A 21,046-nucleotide genomic window follows, 5' to 3' on the forward strand; every position below is an offset into this window, starting at 1 on the left:
TCGCACTCTCCACAAAATTAGATTTATAAAAGGATTGAGAATATGCAAAATAATGACTTTAACGCTTCGGGCAATGGAAGCGTCAATGGTAATGGCAACGATAACGGTAATGGTAAGTCTAAACAGGCGCCTCCATCATCCAACTCTAGTAATATGCCGTCTTTAGGTATGGGTGAGTCGCGTGGAACCGGGGATATGACTTCCGTGCAGATGAATGCTGACTCTTTTAGTGCGATGCAAAAGGTTCTTGTAGAGTTACGAGTATCTAGAACACAAGGTATAGTCGGTGCATCTGAGAATGTTGGCGCCAGTATTGACAGTTTTCGACTCGACACTGCATATGAACCAGTTCCAGTTGCTCCATCTAGCAACGTTGTTGCAAGTATTATGGCTGCTAACGAAGAGACTTACATTATTCGCGGTGAAGTCGAAGAACGTAGACTTGCTGAACTCGAAGCTCAACCAAGTGTTGTTAAAGTTTATAAAGATACGCCTATTGCTCCATTCAATCAGTCGGTTTTGGAAAAGACTACCTACGATTTAGTCAAACCGATGGATGGTAAAGGTAATTGTCCTGTTGGTACTTGTGACTGTTCACCGACTACAGCAAAAGGTACTATTGCAGATGTAGCAAAATATTTTGGTGTAGACCAAATTTGGGCTGCTGGATTTAGAGGTCAAGGTATTGTAGTTGGTGTTGTTGATGGTGGTATTACTGCCGAAGGGCGCCCGGTTGACCCATTTGAAGGTATTCGTCGCATTCCAAATGTAATTGGTGGTCCTGCACAAGATTGGGGAACGAAAGCGCGTTCTTGGGGTGAACACGGTAACATGTGTGCCACAGATATTCTCGGTATGGCGCCTGAAGCAAAGTTATATGATTGCCGCATTGCTGGTGGTGATTCTATATCTAACGCACTGTCTGTATTTCAATGGGCAATTAACCAACATCGTATTGATGGTACACCACATATTCTTTCCAATAGCTGGGGTATATATCAAAAAAGCTGGGATGAATTCTACGCGACCAACGCAGACCATCCGTTCACTCGCAAGGTTGTAGAAGCAATCAACGAAGGAATTATTATGCTGTTTGCAGCAGGGAACTGTGGTGGCACTTGTCCAGCAGACCGTTGCGGTGGTGATATTGGTTCTGGTAAAAGTATTTGGGGCGCCAATGGACATCCTTTAGTAATGACAGTTGGTGCTGTTAATAAAGACGAACAATTTGTGGGTTACAGTAGCCAAGGCCCAGCTACACTTGACCCTAACAAACCAGATTTCTGTTCAGTTACACATTTCCGAGGTTATTTTGGCAGCGATAACGGTACTTCAGCGGCTTGTCCAATTGCTGCTGGCGTGGCAGCATTATTCACACAAGCAAAACCAGGCATCACCCAAGAGGAAATGAAAGACCTCTTTAAGCAGACTGCAAAGAATATTGGTGAACCTGGTTTCGACCAAAATACTGGTGCAGGTATTCTTCAACCCAAAGTTGCTTTTGACAAATTAAATCCCCAATTACCTCGTTGGAGCGAATGGGAAAGCTTGGGTGGAAATGCCTTCTCTGCACCTGCTGCTGTGTCTTTAGGTGAAAAACGTCTTAATATTTTTGCTATCGGTGGTGATAGTGCCGTCTACGAAAAAACTTGGGATGGTACGACTTGGAGTGAGTGGGAAAGTCTAAGTGGGTTTAGCTTATCGGCGCCTACTTCAATATCACCAGCACCTAACCGCATCGATACATTTACTATCGGTAAACAACGCCAAATACAGCGTTTATCTTGTAGTGATACAAGTTGGGGCGCCTGCGAATGGGAAAATTTAGGTGGTTTCTGTAAGCAAGGTGTCGCTGTCTCAGGTTGGGGTACACGTCAAGATGTATTTACTGTAGGTGCAGATAACGCTGTTTACCAAATGACTTGGGATGGTAGCACTTGGAGTAACTGGACGAGTTTAGGCGGACTTGCACTATCGGCGCCCTCCTCTGTATCTTGGGGTGAAAATAGAATTGACTTATTTGTACGCAGTGGCGACCATGCTATTTACCATAAATACTGGAATGGTCAAGTATGGAGTGATTGGGTATCTTTGGGTGGTTTATGGTTATATGCTCCGAGTGTCACTTCATGGGGCGCCAACCGTTTAGATGTGTTCGCAGTTGGTACAGATAACGCAGTTTACCGTAAATACTCAGATGGCGTAACTTGGAGTTCCTGGGAAAATATCGGTGGTACAGCTATCTCGGCGCCTGCTGCAACTTCACAAGGCAGCAATAAACTTGATGTGTTTATCGTTGGTGGCAATAACGCTGTTTACAAAAAATCACTCTCCTAAAGAAGAAATAAAGAAACCGGGTTTCTAGGACTTAGTTAAAGTTTATACGCGATGGATGACGCGACATATAAAAAATGTCGCGCTTTTTTTATTGCTTTAAAAAGTTAATAACGTTTTGAGCAATTACTTCATTGCCATCTTTGGTAATTGTTTTTAATTCACTCGGTTGCTGAAATTCTTGGTTAAGAAAATCCCAGTCTCCTTCAAAAAATTCTTGTGGTGAGAGAATTTTATGCTGGTTGTAATTTTTAATACCTTCGAGTATGTAGGCAGCTTCAGCAAAGTTATCGCGCGTGATTGTGGTTATAGGCATATTAAGTTTGCTTGCTTCGGCAAATGTTCCGTAACCAGGTTTAGAAATAACTTGACCACAAACTGGCATAATATCTACTGGACGGTATTTACGGTCTGTAATTTTGATTATATTTGGTAATTCCGGCGCCGAATCATCGAAGGTGATAAATTGCCAGTCGGGAAATTTATTGAGGTTCTGGTAAGGAATTTCTTGTAAACCTAAACCACCAAATGTAAGTAACGCAGTTTTTTCTTTGGGAGTAGTAATTTTCCATTTTTGACTAATTTCTTCAGCTTTGTAATGGGGAGAACCACCAGTTAAACCTACATCGGTAATGTTAGAAAACATTGACATTGGTTCGTGGAAAGGAAGACGAAAAGTGCGCTGGCATTTGCTATAACATTCACCTATCCAGTCAGCAATGGCAATAAATTCTCCACCCCAGTCACGATATATAAAATCCCAACCAAAGTTTGTCATCATCCAACAAGGTATATTAGCCGCACTTGCAATTGGCGCCGCAAGAAAGGGTACATCTGCCAAAATTAAATTAACGCGGTTTTGGCGAATAAAGTTTACTTCCGAGGCAATTATTGAATTTTGCTTTTTCTTAATTTCTACTAACTTAGACAACGTTGCATCCTTGTCCATCGTTAAACTATCAGCTTGCACCACACCTAAATCGTATGCACGCGGACGATGTATAAATTCTCCCTGTATATAACATTCTAATAACCATCGCGGCGCCGTAGTCACCAAAATCAGCAAAACATCAGGAAACAGTTTTTGAATAGTAGCAGCAACAGCAGCAGTACGTGTTGCATGACCAAAACCATGATTCGTAATAGCAATATATATAGTAGAACGTTCCATAACAATACCGTATAAAATACCGTAAAACACCGTAGGGGCAGGTTAACCAAGATTTATAACCTATCACAACAACCTCGTAAACCTGCCCCAACCCACACAAATTACCCCAACCCATACAAATCAAACACAAAATTCCCGAACCACCGCTACCAAATCATCAATTTCCGATTCCAGAGTAAAATAATGTACACAAGCACGCACACAATCAGGATTAGCAATAGTCCGAGTTAAAATATTATGTTGTGTCTCTAGATAATTAACTAATTTCTGGTGTTGCATGTTTGTTAGTTGAAATGACACTAAACCGCTTTGTGGTGGAGAGGTTAGCAAGCATTTGACTTCAGGTAGTGATTGTAATTTTTGCCACAAATACTCGCTATTTTTCAATATTTGCTCATAACGTTCCTGAATACTTCCCCACTGCTCATGAACTACCATTGCCTCCCGTAACCCTGCAAGTAGCGGTATATCAGAAGTTGCCACCTCAAAACTTCGTCCATCTGGTTGCCAGTCTTGCGGTTGTCCCTGTGTATCTGTTATTACACTACGCCATCCCACAAAAGTGGGTAACAAATTTTTTCTAACTTCTTCCCGCACATACAACCCACCCAACCCAGCGGCGCCACACATCCATTTATGACCAGTAAAAGCATAAAAATCTACTCCTAATTGATTCAAATCTAAAGGCATCGAACCAAACGACTGTGCCGCATCCACTAACAACAACGCTTTATTCGCTCGACATAATTGAGATATTTTATCAACTGCTAAAACCTCACCCGTATTCCACAATATATGACTAATAGCTAGCAAACGAGTATTAGGACGAAGGTGTTGTGCTATTACATCAACAGGATTATCTGCTGCAAGAATTGGACAAGTTGTAATTTCTACTTGAAAACGGCGCCTAATAGCTTGAGCAATTGCAATCACAGCATGATGCTCACAATCTGTAAGTAACAAATGATCACCTGGTTGCCAATTTATACCCCACATCGCAATATTACAACCCACAGTCACATTTTCGGTAAGGGTGATTGTTTCAGATGTAACATGTAAATGCGATGCAATGCTATTGCGTGCCGTCGCTATTTGTTGATTCATCCATGAATACACCGCATTACTAAATGGGCCTAGCTGCTGCGTTTGAACTTGTGCTGTAACAACTGCGTCAATAGCAGCTTGTGGCATTGGCCCCTGTCCACCATAGTTAAAGTAAGTCTTATTTGCCAATGCTGGAAACAAAGCGCGATGTTGATGTAGTTTATCTGTCATATTACGTATGTTCTACTCCTATTCGTACCAAATTATTGTTAGCCTAGAAGAATGTTAATTAACGCTGAACTTCTGCTGCAATTCCAACGCTGTAGGCGCCGACCGTTTTTAGACATCTACGGCGACTATACATTGCGTTCTGAACCGACCGATTTACTGGTTAAACTTCAACAAGATAAAATTAACCACCAAAAAAGTATTTTACGACGCACTGAGTACATTCGTCCCAACTATCGACCGCGTGATTGGCGTGCGGGTGCGGTGGAAACTTTGGAATTGATGCAGCAAGGTGTTGATTGTATCTACCAAGGGGTTTTATTGGCAGATTATGCTGATATTGAATGGCGTACCCAAGTCTCAAATAGTTTACAACAAAATATTTTGAGTACTGAGTTAGCTGCTGTCGGCGCCGTTGCTGAAGACAACGAAAGTGATGATAATGTTTCTACACTTTCTTTCTCGCTTGAAAATTCTTTTATTAATTACACGGCGCCGCCATTATTTTCACCTTATATTCCAAGTCGTGAGTATACACTAGTAAGCTGTCCTGATTTATTAATTAAACAACCAGGAAAATCACGGTTTGGCGATTTTCAGTACATCCCAACCACTATTGAACTTGGTAAACGTCCTAAACAAGAGTATCAAGTTATTGCTGCTTACCATGCCGAAATACTTAGAATAACGCAACTCGTCGAACCTACAACTGCTGGGTTGATACTGCGCTCCAAAGAAACGAGTTATCACGTTGATTTAAAAAGATGGTCTGTGCAAATGCAGCGAATTTTGTCGCAATGCATAGAGTCACTTGAAGCAGAAATCGCACCCGATATATTTATCTCAAGGCAAAAATGCACTCTTTGTCATTGGCATACTGATTGTTATAATGTTGCGCGTACTTCACGTCATCTTTCGCTAATGCCTGGAGTTACGCCAGTTCGTTATGCTCAACTTAGAGCTATTAATATTAATACTCCCGAAGCTCTGGCTAATACAAATCCCCTGATGCTCGAAAATTTACCTGGATTTGATAGTTATATTGCCCCAAAGCTGGTAGTACAAGCTAAATCAATAACCGAAAATCGCGCTTTGCTACTTCAACCGTCAACACGCAAAGTGGAAGAAAATATCGGTTTAACCGAAGCATATACATATACAAGTATTTCTTCGTTACGTCAAAGTCAAATAGCCGTTAAAGATATTCGTCTAGAGTATCCTGTAGAACTTTACTTTGATATAGAAGCACAACCAGATTTGAATCTTAATTACTTACTGGGAGTGTTGGTTGTTGATAAGATAGCACAGACTGAACGGTTTTATTCGTTTTTGGCAGAGAAACCTGAAGACGAAGAGTTAGTATGGCAGCAGTTTGTGGACTTAGTTAACCAGTACCCAGAGGCGCCTATTTACCATTTTTGCGTGTATGAGTTTGATACCGTCAAACGACTCGCAAAACAATATCACACTCCTAACGATGTTGTGTTGCCAATACTCAGTCGTTTTGTTGATGTGTATGAAGAACTTATTAAAAATGTGGCTCTACCCATAGAAAGCTACGCACTCAAAGTTATTGCTAAGTGGTTAAAATTTGAATGGCGTGATAGTGATGCTAGTGGTGCTAAGTGTATTTACTGGTATGACCAATGGTTAAAAACAGGAAATCATGCGATGCTTTCAATCATTCAGCGTTATAACGAAGATGATTGCCATGCTACACGGTGTGTCAAAGACTGGTTATTTAAATTCTTTGCCGAAGTTTAAATTTATCGAAAATTTGGGTATAAAACAAGGGTGAGGTTCGTCAACAACTCGAATTAATTATGATATTGTGTTGGTGATTTTGACGAGATGGCTATAGTTATGCAGCTAATCAGAAAAAACAAAGCCTTACAATTCACTGTTTTCTTTTGTATACCTATTCTAATTATTAGTTTATTTTTTTTAAATCAACCTTCATCTGCGGTTGAGATTACTGGTATCGAGTTTATTGGGCAAGCTGTTATCCCAACAGGTACGATTTTCCAAAATACACCTGTTGGAGGACTGTCTGGCATTACTTACGATGATACCAACCAACTTTATTATGCAATTTCAGATGACCGCAGCGAAAAAGCCCCTGCACGGTTTTATACTTTTAGAATCGATTTGAGTCAGGGAGTACTCAAAGATGCAAAAGTGGCGCCTGTTGGAGTTACTCTATTAGTAGACAAAAATAATCAGAATTTTGCTAAAAGCACTATCGACTCTGAGGGAATTGCTTTAACGAATCGAGGTACTGTATTTATATCTTCCGAAGGTGATGCGGCAAAGTTCATTAACCCGTTTATCAAAGAGTTTTCGCTTGCTTCGGGTAAAGAAGTTAGTAGTTTACCTATCCCAGATAAGTTTTTACCTTCACGTGATGGTAAAAAAGGTATTCGTAATAACTTAGCATTTGAAAGCCTAACAATTACACCCGATAATAAGTATTTATTCTCTGCTACAGAAAATGCACTCATTCAAGATGGTTCCGAAGCTAAACCAGGTGTTAGCACATCTAGCCGCATTTTGCAATATAATCTTTCTACTAACCAGTTAGAAAAGGAGTATTTATACAGAACCGAAGCGGTAAAGCCATTGATTAACATCACTGGTAAATACGCTCAAGGTTTACCAGACTTACACGCGATTGATAATCAAGGACATTTTATCAGTATTGAGCGCGCTTTCACTGGTTTAGGGTTTGCAATTTCGCTATTTCAAGTTTCCCTTGAAGGCGCCACTGATATTCAAAACGTTGACAGTCTTTCACAGGTAGATACAAAAGCTATCATACCTGTTCAGAAAAAACTACTGTTAGATTTACGTAAACTTGACGTTTCCCTCGACAATATAGAAGGTTTAACGCTCGGTCGTGTTCTACCTAATGGACAACCTACCTTAATTGTTGTGAGTGATAACAATTTTCAGAAAATCCAGCGTACACAATTTCTTGCTTTCAAGCTCAAAACCGAATCTTCATCACGATTACAACGACTACTACGTCGCTTATTCCCTTCAAGACAGTAAAAACTACATAAGTATATGTACTGAACTAATCATAACCGCTTATTGAGCGGTTTTTATGTTTCAGTGAATTTTCTCATATGGATAGCTTGAAGTATGTGTTAAACCTTAATGTAGATAGTTTTACACAGGCTATTTATTGGCTTTATATATATTTTATTTTTACTTGAACTAATTTTTATGGACTCTATTCAATTATTTCATAATAGTGATTTTTATCATCGCTATACTTAATAAGTAAGTAACTGTAAGGGCAAATAATATTATGGGATGAAAGCTTAATATTTATGAAAACTTCTATGTTGTCGGATATTCAAGATGAAGTAATGCATAAAGCAGAGTTAGACGGATACATAGGAAAATTTTTAAATAATCGTTATTTAATTAGAGATTTAATTGGCAAAGGTGGAATGGGCAGGGTTTACCTGGCTGAAGATGCTGCTAAAGGTGGAATGCCTGTAGCTGTCAAAATTCTATCTTTAAGTATTGATAACCAGCAAATCTCACAACGCTTTGGTAGAGAAATTTTTATCGGCGCCCAATTAGGACGTAAGAGTAAACAAATTGCTCGCGTTTTGAGCTACGGCATCACCGATGAAAAAATTCCGTTTTATGTGATGGAATACCTACAAGGTAGAAATCTCAAAGCTATTATTAAATCCAATTCATTAAATCTAACTAAATCATTAGAAATTTTATATCAAATTTGTTTGGGTTTACAATGCGCGCATCAAGGAATTAGCCTCAAAGGAGAAATATATCCTGTTTTACACCGCGACATTAAACCTGAAAATATCTTTATTGCCGAAGACCCAAAACAAGGGGATGTAGTAAAAATACTCGATTTTGGCATTGCTAAGTTTTTAACCGAGCGTGCTGGAATGACGCTTACAGAATCTTTTATTGGTAGTTTGCCTTACTGCTCTCCAGAACATATGGAAGGACGCAAATTGATAGATGTGCGTTCTGATATTTATAGTTTGGGAGTACTAATGTACGAAATGCTTACAGGACAACACCCTTTTGCGCTCAAGACCAATTCGTTTGGAGATTGGTATCAAGCACATAAGTTTCAAGTACCACCAACATTTAAAGAAATTAATCCTGACTTGAAAATTCCCAGAGAGCTACAAGAGCTAGTAATGACTTGTTTAGCAAAAGAAGTCAAAAATCGTCCTCAAGATATGGGAAAAATTTTAAGTAGTTTGGAGCGTATCCAACAGTTGGAGAATGGCGAAGTTCTTAACTCAACAAACCAATCTTACAATCCCGCGAATGTACAATTAGTACCCGTTACCTCAATATCCGAAAAAATTTGTTTGCAGAAAACATGGCCTGTGAACAAACCAAAGGCACTTATTTGCTTTCCACATCTACTACAATCAACCCAAGGTAGTATCCCTACCCTATGGGCAATGTTACCTAAAAAAGAAATAGATGTACTAGTTAAGCAAATCAATAATACTGAATTTATCTTTCAGAAAAATTTGTACCCCTTATTGCTTTGGGTAACAACCTTATGTGATAAAAAGTTTGATTTAACACGCTGGTTGTCGTATTTTCTCGACATGAAAGATAGCAAGAGCCAAAAAATTGCACAAGCTCTTGTGAATACAGGTTATTACCATTTACTGTTTTTCTCGCTTGAGAATCCGGGTAAGTGTGAAAAGGTAATAACTCTCACCTTGTGTGCACGTCAACGTCAACAAATTATTGATTGTTTAGAGTCGATTGAAAATACAAAGTCAATTATCGAATTGAATGAGAGCAAAAATATGTTGCGGTTACATCTGGAGAAAAAGAAGCCAGAAATTATCAGTCAATTAGCCGAAAACCAGCGAAATCAAAAATTCAGCGTTCGAGAATGGCTTAACTATGCTGTCTCCAAAGTCTCGCGCGTCGTCTCACGCCCAGTATTTCGAGGTAAAAGTGTATAAATAAATACAAAATAATCGAAATTGGCGCCAGTTGAGAAAATTTAGTTGATAAAATTTAGAGAGGCACTTGACAAAATTATTTTATCTGAGCATAATGAATAAGTTGCCGAAAAGAGCAGACGCTCTTTAAAAGAAACTACTACTTGGGGTCGTAGTTCAATCGGTTAGAGCACCGCCCTGTCACGGCGGAAGTTGCGAGTTCGAGCCTCGTCGACCCCGTCTCAAAACATTAATAATCTACTGAAGGCTGACGTTAACTGAGTAATGTGACTCATTAATAGTAGCGACTTCGAGTATAAAATCTCCGCGTGTGGATACTAAACCTTGCCATTGAGTTGTTTGGTTCATAGCTGTAGTTATGGCGGTGGCAATAGTAATACCATCTGGGTCGATAACTTTTATATTTATGTCACCTTCTAATAAATCTAGTGTTAGCTGTTGTCCTTGTTCGCAAGTGATTGTATAGCGAGCAATTTGATTTGCTCTTGATTCTCCTTCGAGTACGGTATTCCCAGAACCTTGTAAAATGCTAATTGGTGGAACCGTTATTAGCTGTGAGTCTCCAACTTGTTTCTGTATCCTAGATATAGAAGTGCGAGGAGTACGGATTTTCAATTGATGTTTATTCAAATAAACCCGCAAACCTGCCACCATCCATCCTGTTATTATTAAAGCCAGAGCTGGAGCAATAAGAGGTACCCAGCCGGACTGCGTAAAAATATAGAATGTAGTTACTAACAGTACGAGCAATATAGCAACTTTGCTAGGGAATAAAACCCAAAAGCGACGTAGTGGCCACGAGAGAATACCTCCAGCGAGTGCCCAAAAACTAATCCATGCTATTTGCTCATATTCTGACCAAATTTTTAATAAAGGACGATTATCAGTTACAGCGTTCAAAATTTGACTAACTGCTTGTGCTTGAAGCTCTACACCGCTAATTCGGCGCCGTTGACTATAGGGAGTGTAAAAACCTGGGTTAGATTTTGATATACTCGTCCCAACTATAATAATACGGTCTTTCACCGATTCAGGGTTGATTCGATTTGCCAGCACCTCATCTACAGTAACTTCTTGTGCGACTTTACTGACTGAATGATAATCAAGCATAATTTCATAACCTCGCGCATCAGGTGTTCTACGATACCCACCAGAATTAGAATTGAGGGGTTGTATTGAGACTTGTCCTATTTTCCACTCCCCTTTTGGAGTAAAGTTAGCTTGTAAACCCTTCTGTTGGAGAAATTGAGTTGCAAGTAAAGCTGCAAAGGAATAGTTGGTTGTACATTTTTTGCTTATGTCAGGATTGGCAAATAGTAAACTGCGTCGCACAATATTATCGTCGTCTATCAACACATCGTTAAAACCGATGTTTTCGATTGGAAGTGAAGGTGGTAAAATTGCAGGTTGTGATGAGCTACCAAGACTACAAACACCAATAATATTATTATTTTGATTATTCTTTTCCCTATTAAAAGCAACTAATTTTTGTTGAGGTTTATACAAATTTAAGCCAATTACACTTGGTTTGTAAGATTGAAGCTTAATTAATAACTTATTTATAGTATCATTAGATATGTTTTCATCACCAACATTAACTACTAATAAGTTTCGGTCGGTATTTTGGTTCGCTTGTTCTTCGTAACTTAAACTTTGGTAAAACTCAGTTGTAAACCGCAACCGCATCATTCGGTCGTAAGCTGCAAGTTCCAATGGTTGAAATAATTTTAATTCACGAACTCCCAAAACCAATGCTATAGTTATTAACCAACTGGCGCCAATAATACTTAAACCACTACGATAAAATTGTTTCCAAGTGTATCGTTTATTTGCTAAATCCGGATTTGTTATTTCTTGTAAAGCTTGTAATACTTCAGTTGCAGATTGATAGCGAGTACGATAATCGTAGCGCACCATCTTATCGATAATATCCGCTAACTTGTTACTAACTCTTGCTTGATGGCGCCAAACTATTTCACCAGTATTAGGGTCTTCGGGTAACTTTGAGGGACGTAAGCCAGTTATCGCTTGAATTGCTACTATACCTAATGCGTAAATATCACTATTTAGTCTCGGTTTACCACCAGATTGCTCATTTGGCATATATCCTTGAGTGCCAATTGCAACACTCATTTCCGATTGCCCCGAATTATTTGGTAGTTGACGAATTTGTTTAACCGCACCAAAATCAATCAAAACCAACTTGCCATCGCTTGCACGCCGAATTAAATTACTTGGTTTAATATCCCGATGAATACAGTTATGCGCGTGGACAAATACTAAAATACTAAGAATATCTTGCAAAAGCACAATTACCTGGGCTTCATCAAACTTAGCATTATTAACTAACTCATCAGAGAGTGAAATCCCATCAATAAATTCCTGAACTAGGTAAAATTCCTCGTTTTCTTCAAAATATGCGAGTAATTGGGGTATTTGCTCGTGGCGACCAAGCTGCTCAAGAATTTCTGCCTCTGTATTAAATAGACGCCGCGCAAGTTCCAAAAAATTTAATTCCCTACTAGCAGGCTGGAGATGCTTGACAACACATCTAGGATTACCAGGGCGCCGAGTATCTTCAGCAACATAAATGCGCCCAAATCCCCCACCTCCAATAGCTGCGATAATTCGATAACGTCCGTCTTGTAGGCTGTTTAGCATCGTAATAGGATATAGAAACCCGGTTTCTTTTTTATATCTTCTAATAAAAATAAAGATATTGCATAGAAACCGGGTTTCTTAAACCTTAGTATAAGATTTACATTACTTGTAGGTTGGGTTCCGTTCCTCCAACGCCACTTCACTCAACCTTGAAAACCAAGGCACGTGAGTGGCTCTCCAACCTACGATTAAACATTTGTAACATAATCTACATAAAACTTCATAATTAATACTTAATAAAATATATTTACAAATAGTTTTTAGATAAATGATAAGAGTTAACTCGACATTTCAAGTTATCTGTGTTAGCTAGATTATAAATAACGAAAAAAGAATAAAACCTTTAGAAAACAATAAATAGGCGATAATAGCAACTAAAAATAGTTGACTTTCATGACTGATTCCATTAATTATCTTAAAGACACTGGACATTAGCTAGTGAGGGAAAGATGCATATAGTCGTTATAGTTTTACTTGAAATTCTAGTAGTAATAGGGTTATCAAGGCTTGTAGGGGTAGCATTTAGATGGATTAATCAACCATTAGTAATTGGTGAAATTGTTGCTGGTATTATGCTGGGTCCTTCGCTGCTTGGTCTGGTTGCTCCCGGGTTCGCAGCTACTTTATTTCCTTCTGAAGCAGTTCCTTTTTTAAATGTGCTGTCACAGGTAGGGTTAATATTTTTCATGTTCTTGATTGGGTTGGAATTAAACCCAAAATACCTGACAGGCAATTTGGAAACAGCAATATTGACATCACATATCAGTATATTAGTGCCTTTTTGTCTAGGTACTTTCTTAGCGGTAATACTGTATCCTTTAGTTTCTATTAACAGTGTACCGTTTACTGCATTTGCTTTGTTTCTAGGCGCCGCAATGTCTATTACAGCGTTTCCAGTATTAGCGCGCATTATAACCGAAAATAACTTGCAGCGTACTAGATTGGGAACATTAGCATTGACTTGTGCAGCAGTTGATGATGTAACAGCTTGGTGTGTACTAGCCGTTGCAATTGCTGTTGCGCGTAATGGTAGTATCGACCAAAAAGCAGTATTAACGATTATTGAGAGTTTACTCTACATCGGTTTCATGTTTACTGTAGGACGTTGGTTTCTCAAACGTCTTTCTCGTTATTATGAACGTGCTGGACGCTTAAGTCAGTTAACAATGGCTCTGATTTATAGCGGTGTAGTTGCATCAGCATTAATTACAGAATACATCGGAATACACCTAATTTTTGGCGCCTTTTTGCTTGGGGCTGTTATGCCGAAAAATGAGGGTTTAGTACGCGAACTTGCCGTTAAAACTGAAGATTTTGTCTTGATATTTTTGTTACCCGTTTTTTTTGCGTATAGTGGATTGAAAACACAAATCGGTTTACTTAATAGTCCACAATTATGGGGATTATGTTTACTTGTATTATTAGTTGCAATTGCAGGTAAATATATCGGGACTTACATTGCCGCGCGGGTTTGTGGAATCAATAAGCGTGAAGCATCTGCTCTTGGTTGGTTAATGAATACTCGTGGTTTAACAGAGTTGATAGTTCTTAACATTGGTTTGGAACTGAAAGTCATTTCGCCGCTTTTATTTACAATGCTGGTGATTATGGCATTGGTGACAACGTTTATGACTTCCCCATTGCTGGAGCTAACATATCCTAAACGTTTGATACGTAAAGATATTATTGAGCCAGAAATGGATACTGAAGAAATTAATGGCGCCGCAACGGTTAGTGTCTCTTCAAGTGAATGTCCTTACCGAATTTTGGTACCAGTTGCTAACCCAAGCACCCAAAGAGGATTACTACATTTAGCAACTGCAATTAGTTTTAATCGTCAGCAAAACACCATAGTAAATCCCTTGAGCTTAATTGAGCTTCCTGAAGACTATGCTTTTGAAAGTACTCCAGCCGAAGCTGAGAAAATGATTCGCCAACGTCAGCAAGAGTTAGAAGAACTCATTTATCGTTTCGACCCAGCAAATTCTTATCAAATTCAGCCAATTGTTAGAATTACCAATAACGTCGCACGCGAAACCATCGAAATTGCCCGGATTGAGCAAGCTAATTTAATATTACTTGGTTGGCACCGTCCAGCTTTTAGTAAAAACCGTTTAGGTGGCAGAGTCGGTCAAATTCTTTCTACTGCCGATGTTGATGTCGCGGTATATATAGATAGAGGTCAACAAAAAATAGAAAGTATCTTAGTACCCTTTTCTGCCAATATTCATGATGATTTAGCTATCATTTTGGCACTAAGACTACTACTAAATAAAGATACTTGTACAGTCAAAATACTTCAAGTCGTTACAGATAAACACATCAAAAAAGAATTGAGTTACGAAGTGCAAACACTCATGGATCAGCTACCATCTAGTGTACGCGAACGTATCCATGTAGAAACCGTTGAAGCAGTCGAACCAATTCAAGCAGTAGTTGCAGCATCTGAAGGAATTGATTTAACCATTGCCGGAACTAGTCGTGCTTGGGGTATTGAACGGCAAACCCTCGGTAGATATACTGACCAACTGGCAATTTACTGTCGTTCCTCGCTTCTAATTACTCGTCGCTACAGTCCAGTTACCGCACACCTAACATCTGTACTTGCAGATATGCACTCACAAGTTGCCAGTTAAAGATTGAATAAAGAAAGGGGATTCTTATGCATCAATTTAACGTCAAATCTCTAACCTTCTATACTATTGCCATAACTTCAGTTATGCTGGTGTTTAAAGTTGTCACAGCATACGGAGAAAGCCAACTCAAAGCTCCAAAATCTGTCTTCGGCAAATACTATATTACACTTGCCGAAAATTTATCTAACTGCAAAAAAAATACTTTGGTGTTAGATATTCAACAATCAGGAATTTTTCTGAATGCGTCTTTATCATCGACTCCAAGTAACCAAGAAATATCTACTCACAGAGAAAAAAATTATTCGCTAAATGGCAAATTTAATAATAATTCTTTCAGCTTATCTGGGAGAGTTGATAACGCTAGATTGTGTAATGCCATACCTGAGATATTACAAGCTAACTTAGTACCAGAGGGAGGACTTTCTGGACAAATCACTTTCAAAGATGTCCCAAAATCGATTAAATTTAATGCTATTCTCCAGAAACCTCAAGAGCAATCAACACAGTCATTCAAATAAATCTTGAGTGTTTTATATAGCAAAGGATGATAATATGCTGAAACAAAGTAGAAGTACGAGTAAACGATTTTTTGGTTTACTGTTGTGGCGCCGTCTTAACGCTAATAGTTGGTGTAAGCGATTATTATCAACTAGCATAGTGAGTTTGTGTGGAGTGTTAACAGTTTCTAGCATAACTATCGCCGTCGCACCAAATGCTCAACTTCAAGATTGGCGGTTTTCTCCGGAATTTGGACAACTTGAATTTACTCTATCTGCTGTTTCTCAACCAAAAGTTTTCTTTCTTTCTCAACCAGAGCGCTTAGTTATAGACTTACCAGGAACCAAATTAGGCTTTGTACCAACTCAACAAAATTATTCTGGCGCCATTCAACGTATTCGTTTATCTCAACTCAACGAGAGCGTTACACGTATTGTCTTAGATTTGGCGCCAGGAACACCAATAAATCCAAGCCAAGTACTCGTACAACCAACCTCTCCTACCAGTTGGGTATTACGACCATTCGCTAACTTTGCAAACAACATCCCGCAAGGAATTTACGCACCTCAACCACCGAACAATAATATCCCGCAAGGAATCTACGCACCACAACCACCGAACAATAATATCCCGCAAGGAATCTACGCACCACAACCACCGAACAATAATATCCCACAACCCCTAAACGCACCTTTACCACCAAACAATACGGCGCCCATTTATACACCACAACAACCAGGAATAATTACACCACCTGGCGCCAGTCTACCCTCAACAAACACCAATATTCAGCAGCAGCAACAACCATTTGTGAGCGTGCCTCCACTCACTACTAATAACACTTCACCAATACCAGGCTCAATACTTCCACCAGCAACCTTTCCAAACCCATCTGGAGGAATTATTAACACTCCACCATTAATTACGCCTAACAATAACTTTCCTACTACTATAGTTCCCACAACTATAGTCCCAACATCCCCAAATATTCCAATAACCAATACTAATCCTAATGACATCGTTCCTTGGGGGCAAAACTTACCAACTCAAAGATAATAGGTTAACGCATGTAGAGACGTTACATGTAACGTCTCTACAGGGGTTTCTAAAATCTATCTGTTTCTTGGGGTGTGCCAACTGCCCCAGGTTGACTAAGGAACAAGTTTTGGGCTGCTTCGTTTTGATAAATACAGCGAATATCAGGTTTTTCACTACCTAAATCACCCGTAAAACCAAAAGTGTTCAAACGGTTTTTACACTCATTAACCTGTTGAGCAGTTACAAGCTTTCTTGATTCTAAAAGTGCCCAGTTGTTTTGCCGAATAACACATCCAGGACGCATACTCGGTTGAGCAACGTAAACGTTAAACGGGTTAAGCGTCACGAACAAGCGCGCGTCCATAACCATTGCGCTAGCTCCATACTGAACACAAATTTCGGGGTTTGGCGCCTTGGTATCAATAAATTCACGTGACGCCACATTCGAGGGAGTTAATGTAGTAGTCGAACTAAAAGCTATACCAATCCCAATACCCAATACAAACACCCCTCCCAAAATCGCTATAGTCGTGAAGTTGAAAAGTGGGGATTGTAAAGCAGATGGTTTAGAAGTAGTAGCTTGTCTACCGGGAGGTCTGCGTCTCATTTTTAAATTATGAGTTAGTTTAATTGAAGTATCAGGAGCAAGTAGTCTAAATCTAAACTGCTTTCCCCTCTATATAAGTATGACTAATATTTTGAATAATTGTGTCACTTGTGGCACAGGCATCCTGCCTGTGTCATAGTCAAGCATTCTGCCTGTGCCGCATAATTATGTTATTAGCTAGCAACAGCCAAAGTTTTCTCTAAAGGTGTCCAACGGAAACTGCGGTCACCTCCCCGTTCGATAATTACCTTAACTTTAGGTTCCATACTAGGTAACGCGGCTAAATATTCTATCTCTTGATCAGAAAGAATATGTCCCTCAATAATCCACAATACAAGTCCCTTTGACTTTGGTGGTAACTGTTCGATTTGATACGATAAAATTGGTGGTACATAATATACAGCACCAACAGCCGCACCACTACCAGTACTTTTTTTACCAAGGTGTGGAGGTCTTACACCGTGAATGCGAGTTAAATAAGCAGCCACGTCACCCAAACCGCGCGCAGTAATATTGAGAGTTGCGTATCCGTTTGCACGTATACGGCGCCGATACCGACCCTCAAAACCGCCTTCGAGTGGTACGTAAACGCCAAGGGCGCCGTATTTCTCCAAATCGCGGATTAATCCTTTACCAGTGGTTATTAGTGCCATAGATTTTTAGTCATATTCCACTTCAATATATCTATTATCAACTCCGAACTGTTAAATCAAGTTAGGCAATAAACTTATAGTCAGCATAGAACCCTAGAAACCCGGTTTCTTACGATAACCTACATGCTTAACTATAATCTTTGATCAGAAACCGGGTTTCTTTAAATTACCTCTAGACAAATCTTTATAAACGGTTTATATTTTTAGATTGTGACCAAAGTAAAATTTGGTTGCCTCGTCGCATTGTCTGAAAGTCACAGCTTTTCGGTGCCGCAATTTGAATTTAGATATATTATAATGTCTAGGTTATGAATCGCGCGACGAACCGCTAGTTGAAACTGGCGCCAGTGGCTGATAGACTTAGAGAGCTTGGGAAAAGTTTGTAGATTCGTTTGTAAATGCATTCTCAGACCCAATTGACTAGTATATTAGTTTTATTGACTAGTCCCGACAAGTAAGTTGAACCTTGAATATTATATTTAAGGTTGATGTTAAGGCGAAGAACAAAAGGATACTGGAAGCGAATAGCTCTCTAAGTCCATTTAAAGGCGCCACAGTGTCAGAGCAGAAGCAAAGTAAATTAATGCATTGCTTTCGGCATTGATAAAGGTTTTGCTTTGATAAAAAGTAAACCCCTCAATTTATATTGGGCGCGAATAAACAAATAAAGTACTAAAGTACTTATTACACAAAAAGGAGAACCAGTAACTGTGTCTGTAGGTATTCTCGGCACCAAACTGGGCATGACTCAAATTTTTGACGAAGCAGGAGCAGCAATTCCTGTTACGGTCATTCAAGCGGGGCCATGCACTGTTACACAAGTAAAGACAAAACAGACCGACGGTTACTCTGCCATTCAGGTTGGCTATCGTGAAGTGAGACCCAAATCTTTGAATAAGCCAAAGTTGGGACATTTAGCAAAGTCGGAAGCGACTTCTTTGCGTCACTTACGGGAATATCGCATTGAAAATTCTAGCGAGTATTCTTTAGGTCAACAGATTCAGGCAGATATTTTTAGCGCAGGTCAAATAGTTGACGTATGCGGTACTAGTATTGGTCGAGGTTTTGCGGGTAACCAAAAACGCAATAACTTCGGTCGAGGTCCCATGTCACACGGTTCTAAAAACCACCGTGAACCAGGTTCGATTGGTGCGGGTACAACCCCAGGTCGTGTTTTTCCTGGTATGCGGATGGCTGGTCGTCTCGGTGGTAAACAGATAACTGTCAAAAAGTTAACTGTCATTAGAGTTGATACTGAACGTAATTTGTTGCTAATCAAGGGAGCTATTCCTGGCAAACCTGGAGCTTTAGTAAACGTCGTCCCTGCCAATTTAGTCGGTAGACAAAAGTAGCTTTCTTACGAAGGAAACAGAAATGTTTGAGTATACAGTCAGAAACTGGCAAGGTGAGCAAGTCGGCGTTCATACGTTCGAGATGAAGGTTGCCAAGGAATCAACAGCTACGAGCATCGTGCATCGGGCTTTAATTCGCCAATTGCACAATTCGCGCAGCGGAACGGCAAATACTAAAACCCGTTCTGAAGTACGAGGTGGTGGTCGCAAACCTTGGCGCCAAAAAGGAACTGGTCGCGCACGTGCTGGTTCGATACGTTCACCGTTGTGGCGTGGTGGTGGTGTCACTTTCGGACCCAAACCGCGTGATTTTAACTTAGATATGAACCGCAAAGAGCGGAAGTTAGCACTGCGTACAGCATTTGCTAGTCGAATTGACGATTTAATCGTTGTAGAAGAATTCGGCGCCCAAATGTCTCGTCCCAAAACCAAAGAATTGGTGCAGGCAGTAACTCGCTGGGGTTCAGAACCTGAGAACAAAACTTTATTAATAACTTCAGAACGTGACGATAACGTTTATTACTCAGCTCGCAACGTTGAAAATTTAAAGTTGTTACCAGCAAATCAACTCAACGTTTACGACTTGTTAAACGCTGACAAAATTATTGTTACCGCCAATGCTTTAGAAAAAATTCAGGAGGTCTACAGTGCCTAGAATTGAGACCCGTGACTTACCTGATTTAGTACGTCGCCCGATTGTGACTGAAAAAGCGACTATTAATATGGAGCAAAATAAATATACTTTTGAAGTTGCTCCAAAAGCCGACAAGTTGCAAATTAGAGAAGCAATTGAAAGCTTATTTGACGTTAAAGTTGTAAAAGTCAACACTGCAAACCCACCGCGTAAAAAACGTCGTGTTGGTAAGTTTGTTGGCTACAAGCCCCATTACAAGCGTGCGATAGTCACCGTCGCTCCTGGGGATGAAGAGAAAATCAGAAAAGTCCTATTCCCAGAAGTGTAAGAAAGCAAAATGGGTACCCGTTCTTTCCGTCCCTATACTCCCAGTACGCGACAAGTCACAATTTCGGACTTCGCAGAAATTACTAAAAAAGACCCCGAAAAGTCTCTGACCGTTTACAAACACCGCGCAAAAGGTCGTAACAACCAAGGACGCATTACATGTCGTCATCGCGGTGGTGGACACAAAAGACTTTATCGGATTATCGATTTTAAACGCGACAAACGGAATATTCCGGCAAACGTCATCGCTATTGAGTACGACCCAAATCGTAATGCTCGCATTGCGCTTGTGCAATACGAAGACGGCGAAAAGCGTTATATCATTCAACCTGCTGGTTTAGCAGTTGGAACAATTATAATCGCGGGTCCAACTTCTCCAATTGAAATTGGTAACGCATTACCTTTAGCTAATATTCCTTTGGGTACTACAGTTCACAACGTAGAACTCAAAGCTGGTAAAGGTGGTCAAATCGTGCGTTCGGCAGGCGCCGCTGCTCAAGTAGTAGCTAAAGAAGGCGATTATGTAACTTTGAAATTACCTTCAACTGAAGTCCGGATGGTGCGTCGCGAATGCTACGCCACAATTGGACAAGTAGGTAACGTAGAAGCGCGTAACCTCAGTGCAGGTAAGGCAGGACGTAATCGTTGGAAAGGGCGCCGTCCTACCGTTCGTGGTAGCGTAATGAACCCAGTAGATCACCCACATGGTGGTGGTGAAGGTCGGGCGCCTATCGGTCGCTCCGGGCCTGTTACACCTTGGGGTAAACCAGCGTTGGGTATGAAAACCCGTAAGCGTAAGAACCCAAGTTCTAAATATATAGTACGTCGTCGTCGTAAGACATCGAAACGTGGACGCGGCGGACGCGAATCATAAATTT

The 21,046-nt window shown here is 39.9% G+C and carries 17 protein-coding genes and 1 tRNA gene; 12 read left to right on the top strand and 6 right to left on the bottom strand.

Annotation, left to right across the window (positions count from 1 at the left end; genetic code table 11):
* Nucleotides 1-42: 42 nt before the first annotated feature.
* Entirely contained in the window at nt 43-2,337 is a 2,295-nt protein-coding gene (locus DSM106972_RS31245; RefSeq protein WP_127084354.1) for a DUF8189 domain-containing protein, read from the top strand.
* 88 nt (nt 2,338-2,425) lie between these two features.
* Here the strand turns inward: DSM106972_RS31245 and DSM106972_RS31250 are convergent, their stop codons facing one another.
* Both DSM106972_RS31250 and DSM106972_RS31255 read right to left on the bottom strand, forming a co-directional pair.
* Nucleotides 2,426-3,505, bottom strand: a complete 1,080-nt coding sequence (locus DSM106972_RS31250; RefSeq protein ID WP_127084355.1) for a glycosyl transferase — start codon at nt 3,503-3,505, stop codon at nt 2,426-2,428.
* A gap of 120 nt (nt 3,506-3,625) precedes the next feature.
* Complete coding sequence (locus DSM106972_RS31255; RefSeq protein ID WP_127084356.1) at nt 3,626-4,780, bottom strand: aminotransferase class V-fold PLP-dependent enzyme; 1,155 nt, start codon at nt 4,778-4,780, stop codon at nt 3,626-3,628.
* Nucleotides 4,781-4,831: 51 nt separating this feature from the next.
* Here DSM106972_RS31255 and DSM106972_RS31260 point away from each other — a divergent pair, with 51 nt between their 5' ends.
* From DSM106972_RS31260 to DSM106972_RS31275, 4 genes are all read left to right on the top strand, one after another.
* Nucleotides 4,832-6,541, top strand: coding sequence for a TM0106 family RecB-like putative nuclease (locus DSM106972_RS31260; protein ID WP_127084357.1), 1,710 nt, complete (start codon nt 4,832-4,834; stop codon nt 6,539-6,541).
* 99 nt (nt 6,542-6,640) lie between these two features.
* Nucleotides 6,641-7,828 (top strand): esterase-like activity of phytase family protein, encoded by a 1,188-nt coding sequence (locus DSM106972_RS31265; protein ID WP_127084358.1) that lies wholly within the window; start codon nt 6,641-6,643, stop codon nt 7,826-7,828.
* A gap of 284 nt (nt 7,829-8,112) precedes the next feature.
* Nucleotides 8,113-9,762: a serine/threonine protein kinase gene (locus tag DSM106972_RS31270; protein ID WP_127084359.1), complete on the top strand. Its 1,650-nt coding sequence runs from the start codon at nt 8,113-8,115 to the stop codon at nt 9,760-9,762.
* Between the two features lie 145 nt (nt 9,763-9,907).
* Nucleotides 9,908-9,981: transfer RNA gene (locus tag DSM106972_RS31275), tRNA-Asp, on the top strand.
* Nucleotides 9,982-9,999: 18 nt separating this feature from the next.
* On the opposite strand, the gene DSM106972_RS31280 is transcribed toward DSM106972_RS31275, so the two are convergent.
* A complete protein-coding gene (locus tag DSM106972_RS31280) occupies nt 10,000-12,423 on the bottom strand; it encodes a CHASE2 domain-containing protein (protein ID WP_127084360.1) in 2,424 nt (807 codons plus the stop codon).
* Between the two features lie 449 nt (nt 12,424-12,872).
* Here DSM106972_RS31280 and DSM106972_RS31285 point away from each other — a divergent pair, with 449 nt between their 5' ends.
* Genes DSM106972_RS31285 through DSM106972_RS31295 form a run of 3 tightly spaced genes read left to right on the top strand, consistent with a single transcriptional unit; the run spans nt 12,873 to nt 16,613 of the window.
* Entirely contained in the window at nt 12,873-15,059 is a 2,187-nt protein-coding gene (locus DSM106972_RS31285; RefSeq protein ID WP_127084361.1) for a cation:proton antiporter, read from the top strand.
* A 26-nt stretch (nt 15,060-15,085) separates the two neighbouring features.
* Entirely contained in the window at nt 15,086-15,577 is a 492-nt protein-coding gene (locus tag DSM106972_RS31290) for a hypothetical protein (RefSeq protein WP_127084362.1), read from the top strand.
* A 34-nt stretch (nt 15,578-15,611) separates the two neighbouring features.
* A complete protein-coding gene (locus DSM106972_RS31295; protein ID WP_127084363.1) occupies nt 15,612-16,613 on the top strand; it encodes an AMIN domain-containing protein in 1,002 nt (333 codons plus the stop codon).
* A gap of 49 nt (nt 16,614-16,662) precedes the next feature.
* Here the strand turns inward: DSM106972_RS31295 and DSM106972_RS31300 are convergent, their stop codons facing one another.
* The 3 genes from DSM106972_RS31300 to DSM106972_RS54005 all read right to left on the bottom strand — a co-directional run bounded on the left by DSM106972_RS31300 (nt 16,663) and on the right by DSM106972_RS54005 (nt 18,259).
* Nucleotides 16,663-17,202 (bottom strand): DUF3172 domain-containing protein, encoded by a 540-nt coding sequence (locus tag DSM106972_RS31300; RefSeq protein ID WP_127084364.1) that lies wholly within the window; start codon nt 17,200-17,202, stop codon nt 16,663-16,665.
* Nucleotides 17,203-17,375: 173 nt separating this feature from the next.
* Entirely contained in the window at nt 17,376-17,855 is a 480-nt protein-coding gene (locus tag DSM106972_RS31305; protein ID WP_127084365.1) for an NAD(P)H-quinone oxidoreductase subunit N, read from the bottom strand.
* A gap of 254 nt (nt 17,856-18,109) precedes the next feature.
* A complete protein-coding gene (locus tag DSM106972_RS54005; RefSeq protein ID WP_186538392.1) occupies nt 18,110-18,259 on the bottom strand; it encodes a hypothetical protein in 150 nt (49 codons plus the stop codon).
* A gap of 306 nt (nt 18,260-18,565) precedes the next feature.
* On the opposite strand from DSM106972_RS54005, the gene rplC reads away from it, so the two are divergent.
* The 4 genes from rplC to rplB are packed head-to-tail and all read left to right on the top strand — an operon-like array spanning nt 18,566 to nt 21,042.
* Nucleotides 18,566-19,207, top strand: coding sequence for a 50S ribosomal protein L3 (gene rplC, locus DSM106972_RS31310; RefSeq protein ID WP_127084366.1), 642 nt, complete (start codon nt 18,566-18,568; stop codon nt 19,205-19,207).
* Nucleotides 19,208-19,229: 22 nt separating this feature from the next.
* The gene (gene rplD / locus DSM106972_RS31315; protein WP_127084367.1) at nt 19,230-19,862 is read left to right on the top strand and encodes a 50S ribosomal protein L4; all 633 of its coding nucleotides are present in this window, start codon (nt 19,230-19,232) and stop codon (nt 19,860-19,862) included.
* Entirely contained in the window at nt 19,855-20,169 is a 315-nt protein-coding gene (locus DSM106972_RS31320) for a 50S ribosomal protein L23 (protein WP_073620803.1), read from the top strand. The genes rplD and DSM106972_RS31320 overlap by 8 nt, the downstream gene beginning before the upstream one ends.
* A 9-nt stretch (nt 20,170-20,178) precedes the next feature.
* Complete coding sequence (gene rplB, locus DSM106972_RS31325) at nt 20,179-21,042, top strand: 50S ribosomal protein L2 (protein ID WP_073620802.1); 864 nt, start codon at nt 20,179-20,181, stop codon at nt 21,040-21,042.
* The last annotated feature ends 4 nt before the right edge of the window (nt 21,043-21,046 follow it).

Origin of the sequence: Dulcicalothrix desertica PCC 7102 (assembly GCF_003991905.1) — a bacterium.
GTDB lineage: Bacteria > Cyanobacteriota > Cyanobacteriia > Cyanobacteriales > Nostocaceae > Dulcicalothrix > Dulcicalothrix desertica.

Excerpts from the sequence above, each read along its gene's own strand:
- DSM106972_RS31245 (WP_127084354.1), top strand. The coding sequence starts at position 43 with ATGCAAAATAATGACTTTAACGCTTCGGGCAATGGAAGCGTCAATGGT.
- DSM106972_RS31250 (WP_127084355.1), bottom strand. The coding sequence starts at position 3,505 with ATGGAACGTTCTACTATATATATTGCTATTACGAATCATGGTTTTGGT.
- DSM106972_RS31255 (WP_127084356.1), bottom strand. The coding sequence starts at position 4,780 with ATGACAGATAAACTACATCAACATCGCGCTTTGTTTCCAGCATTGGCA.
- DSM106972_RS31260 (WP_127084357.1), top strand. The coding sequence starts at position 4,832 with ATGTTAATTAACGCTGAACTTCTGCTGCAATTCCAACGCTGTAGGCGC.
- DSM106972_RS31265 (WP_127084358.1), top strand. The coding sequence starts at position 6,641 with ATGCAGCTAATCAGAAAAAACAAAGCCTTACAATTCACTGTTTTCTTT.
- DSM106972_RS31270 (WP_127084359.1), top strand. The coding sequence starts at position 8,113 with ATGAAAACTTCTATGTTGTCGGATATTCAAGATGAAGTAATGCATAAA.
- DSM106972_RS31280 (WP_127084360.1), bottom strand. The coding sequence starts at position 12,423 with ATGCTAAACAGCCTACAAGACGGACGTTATCGAATTATCGCAGCTATT.
- DSM106972_RS31285 (WP_127084361.1), top strand. The coding sequence starts at position 12,873 with ATGCATATAGTCGTTATAGTTTTACTTGAAATTCTAGTAGTAATAGGG.
- DSM106972_RS31290 (WP_127084362.1), top strand. The coding sequence starts at position 15,086 with ATGCATCAATTTAACGTCAAATCTCTAACCTTCTATACTATTGCCATA.
- DSM106972_RS31295 (WP_127084363.1), top strand. The coding sequence starts at position 15,612 with ATGCTGAAACAAAGTAGAAGTACGAGTAAACGATTTTTTGGTTTACTG.
- DSM106972_RS31300 (WP_127084364.1), bottom strand. The coding sequence starts at position 17,202 with ATGAGACGCAGACCTCCCGGTAGACAAGCTACTACTTCTAAACCATCT.
- DSM106972_RS31305 (WP_127084365.1), bottom strand. The coding sequence starts at position 17,855 with ATGGCACTAATAACCACTGGTAAAGGATTAATCCGCGATTTGGAGAAA.
- DSM106972_RS54005 (WP_186538392.1), bottom strand. The coding sequence starts at position 18,259 with ATGCATTTACAAACGAATCTACAAACTTTTCCCAAGCTCTCTAAGTCT.
- rplD (WP_127084367.1), top strand. The coding sequence starts at position 19,230 with ATGTTTGAGTATACAGTCAGAAACTGGCAAGGTGAGCAAGTCGGCGTT.
- rplB (WP_073620802.1), top strand. The coding sequence starts at position 20,179 with ATGGGTACCCGTTCTTTCCGTCCCTATACTCCCAGTACGCGACAAGTC.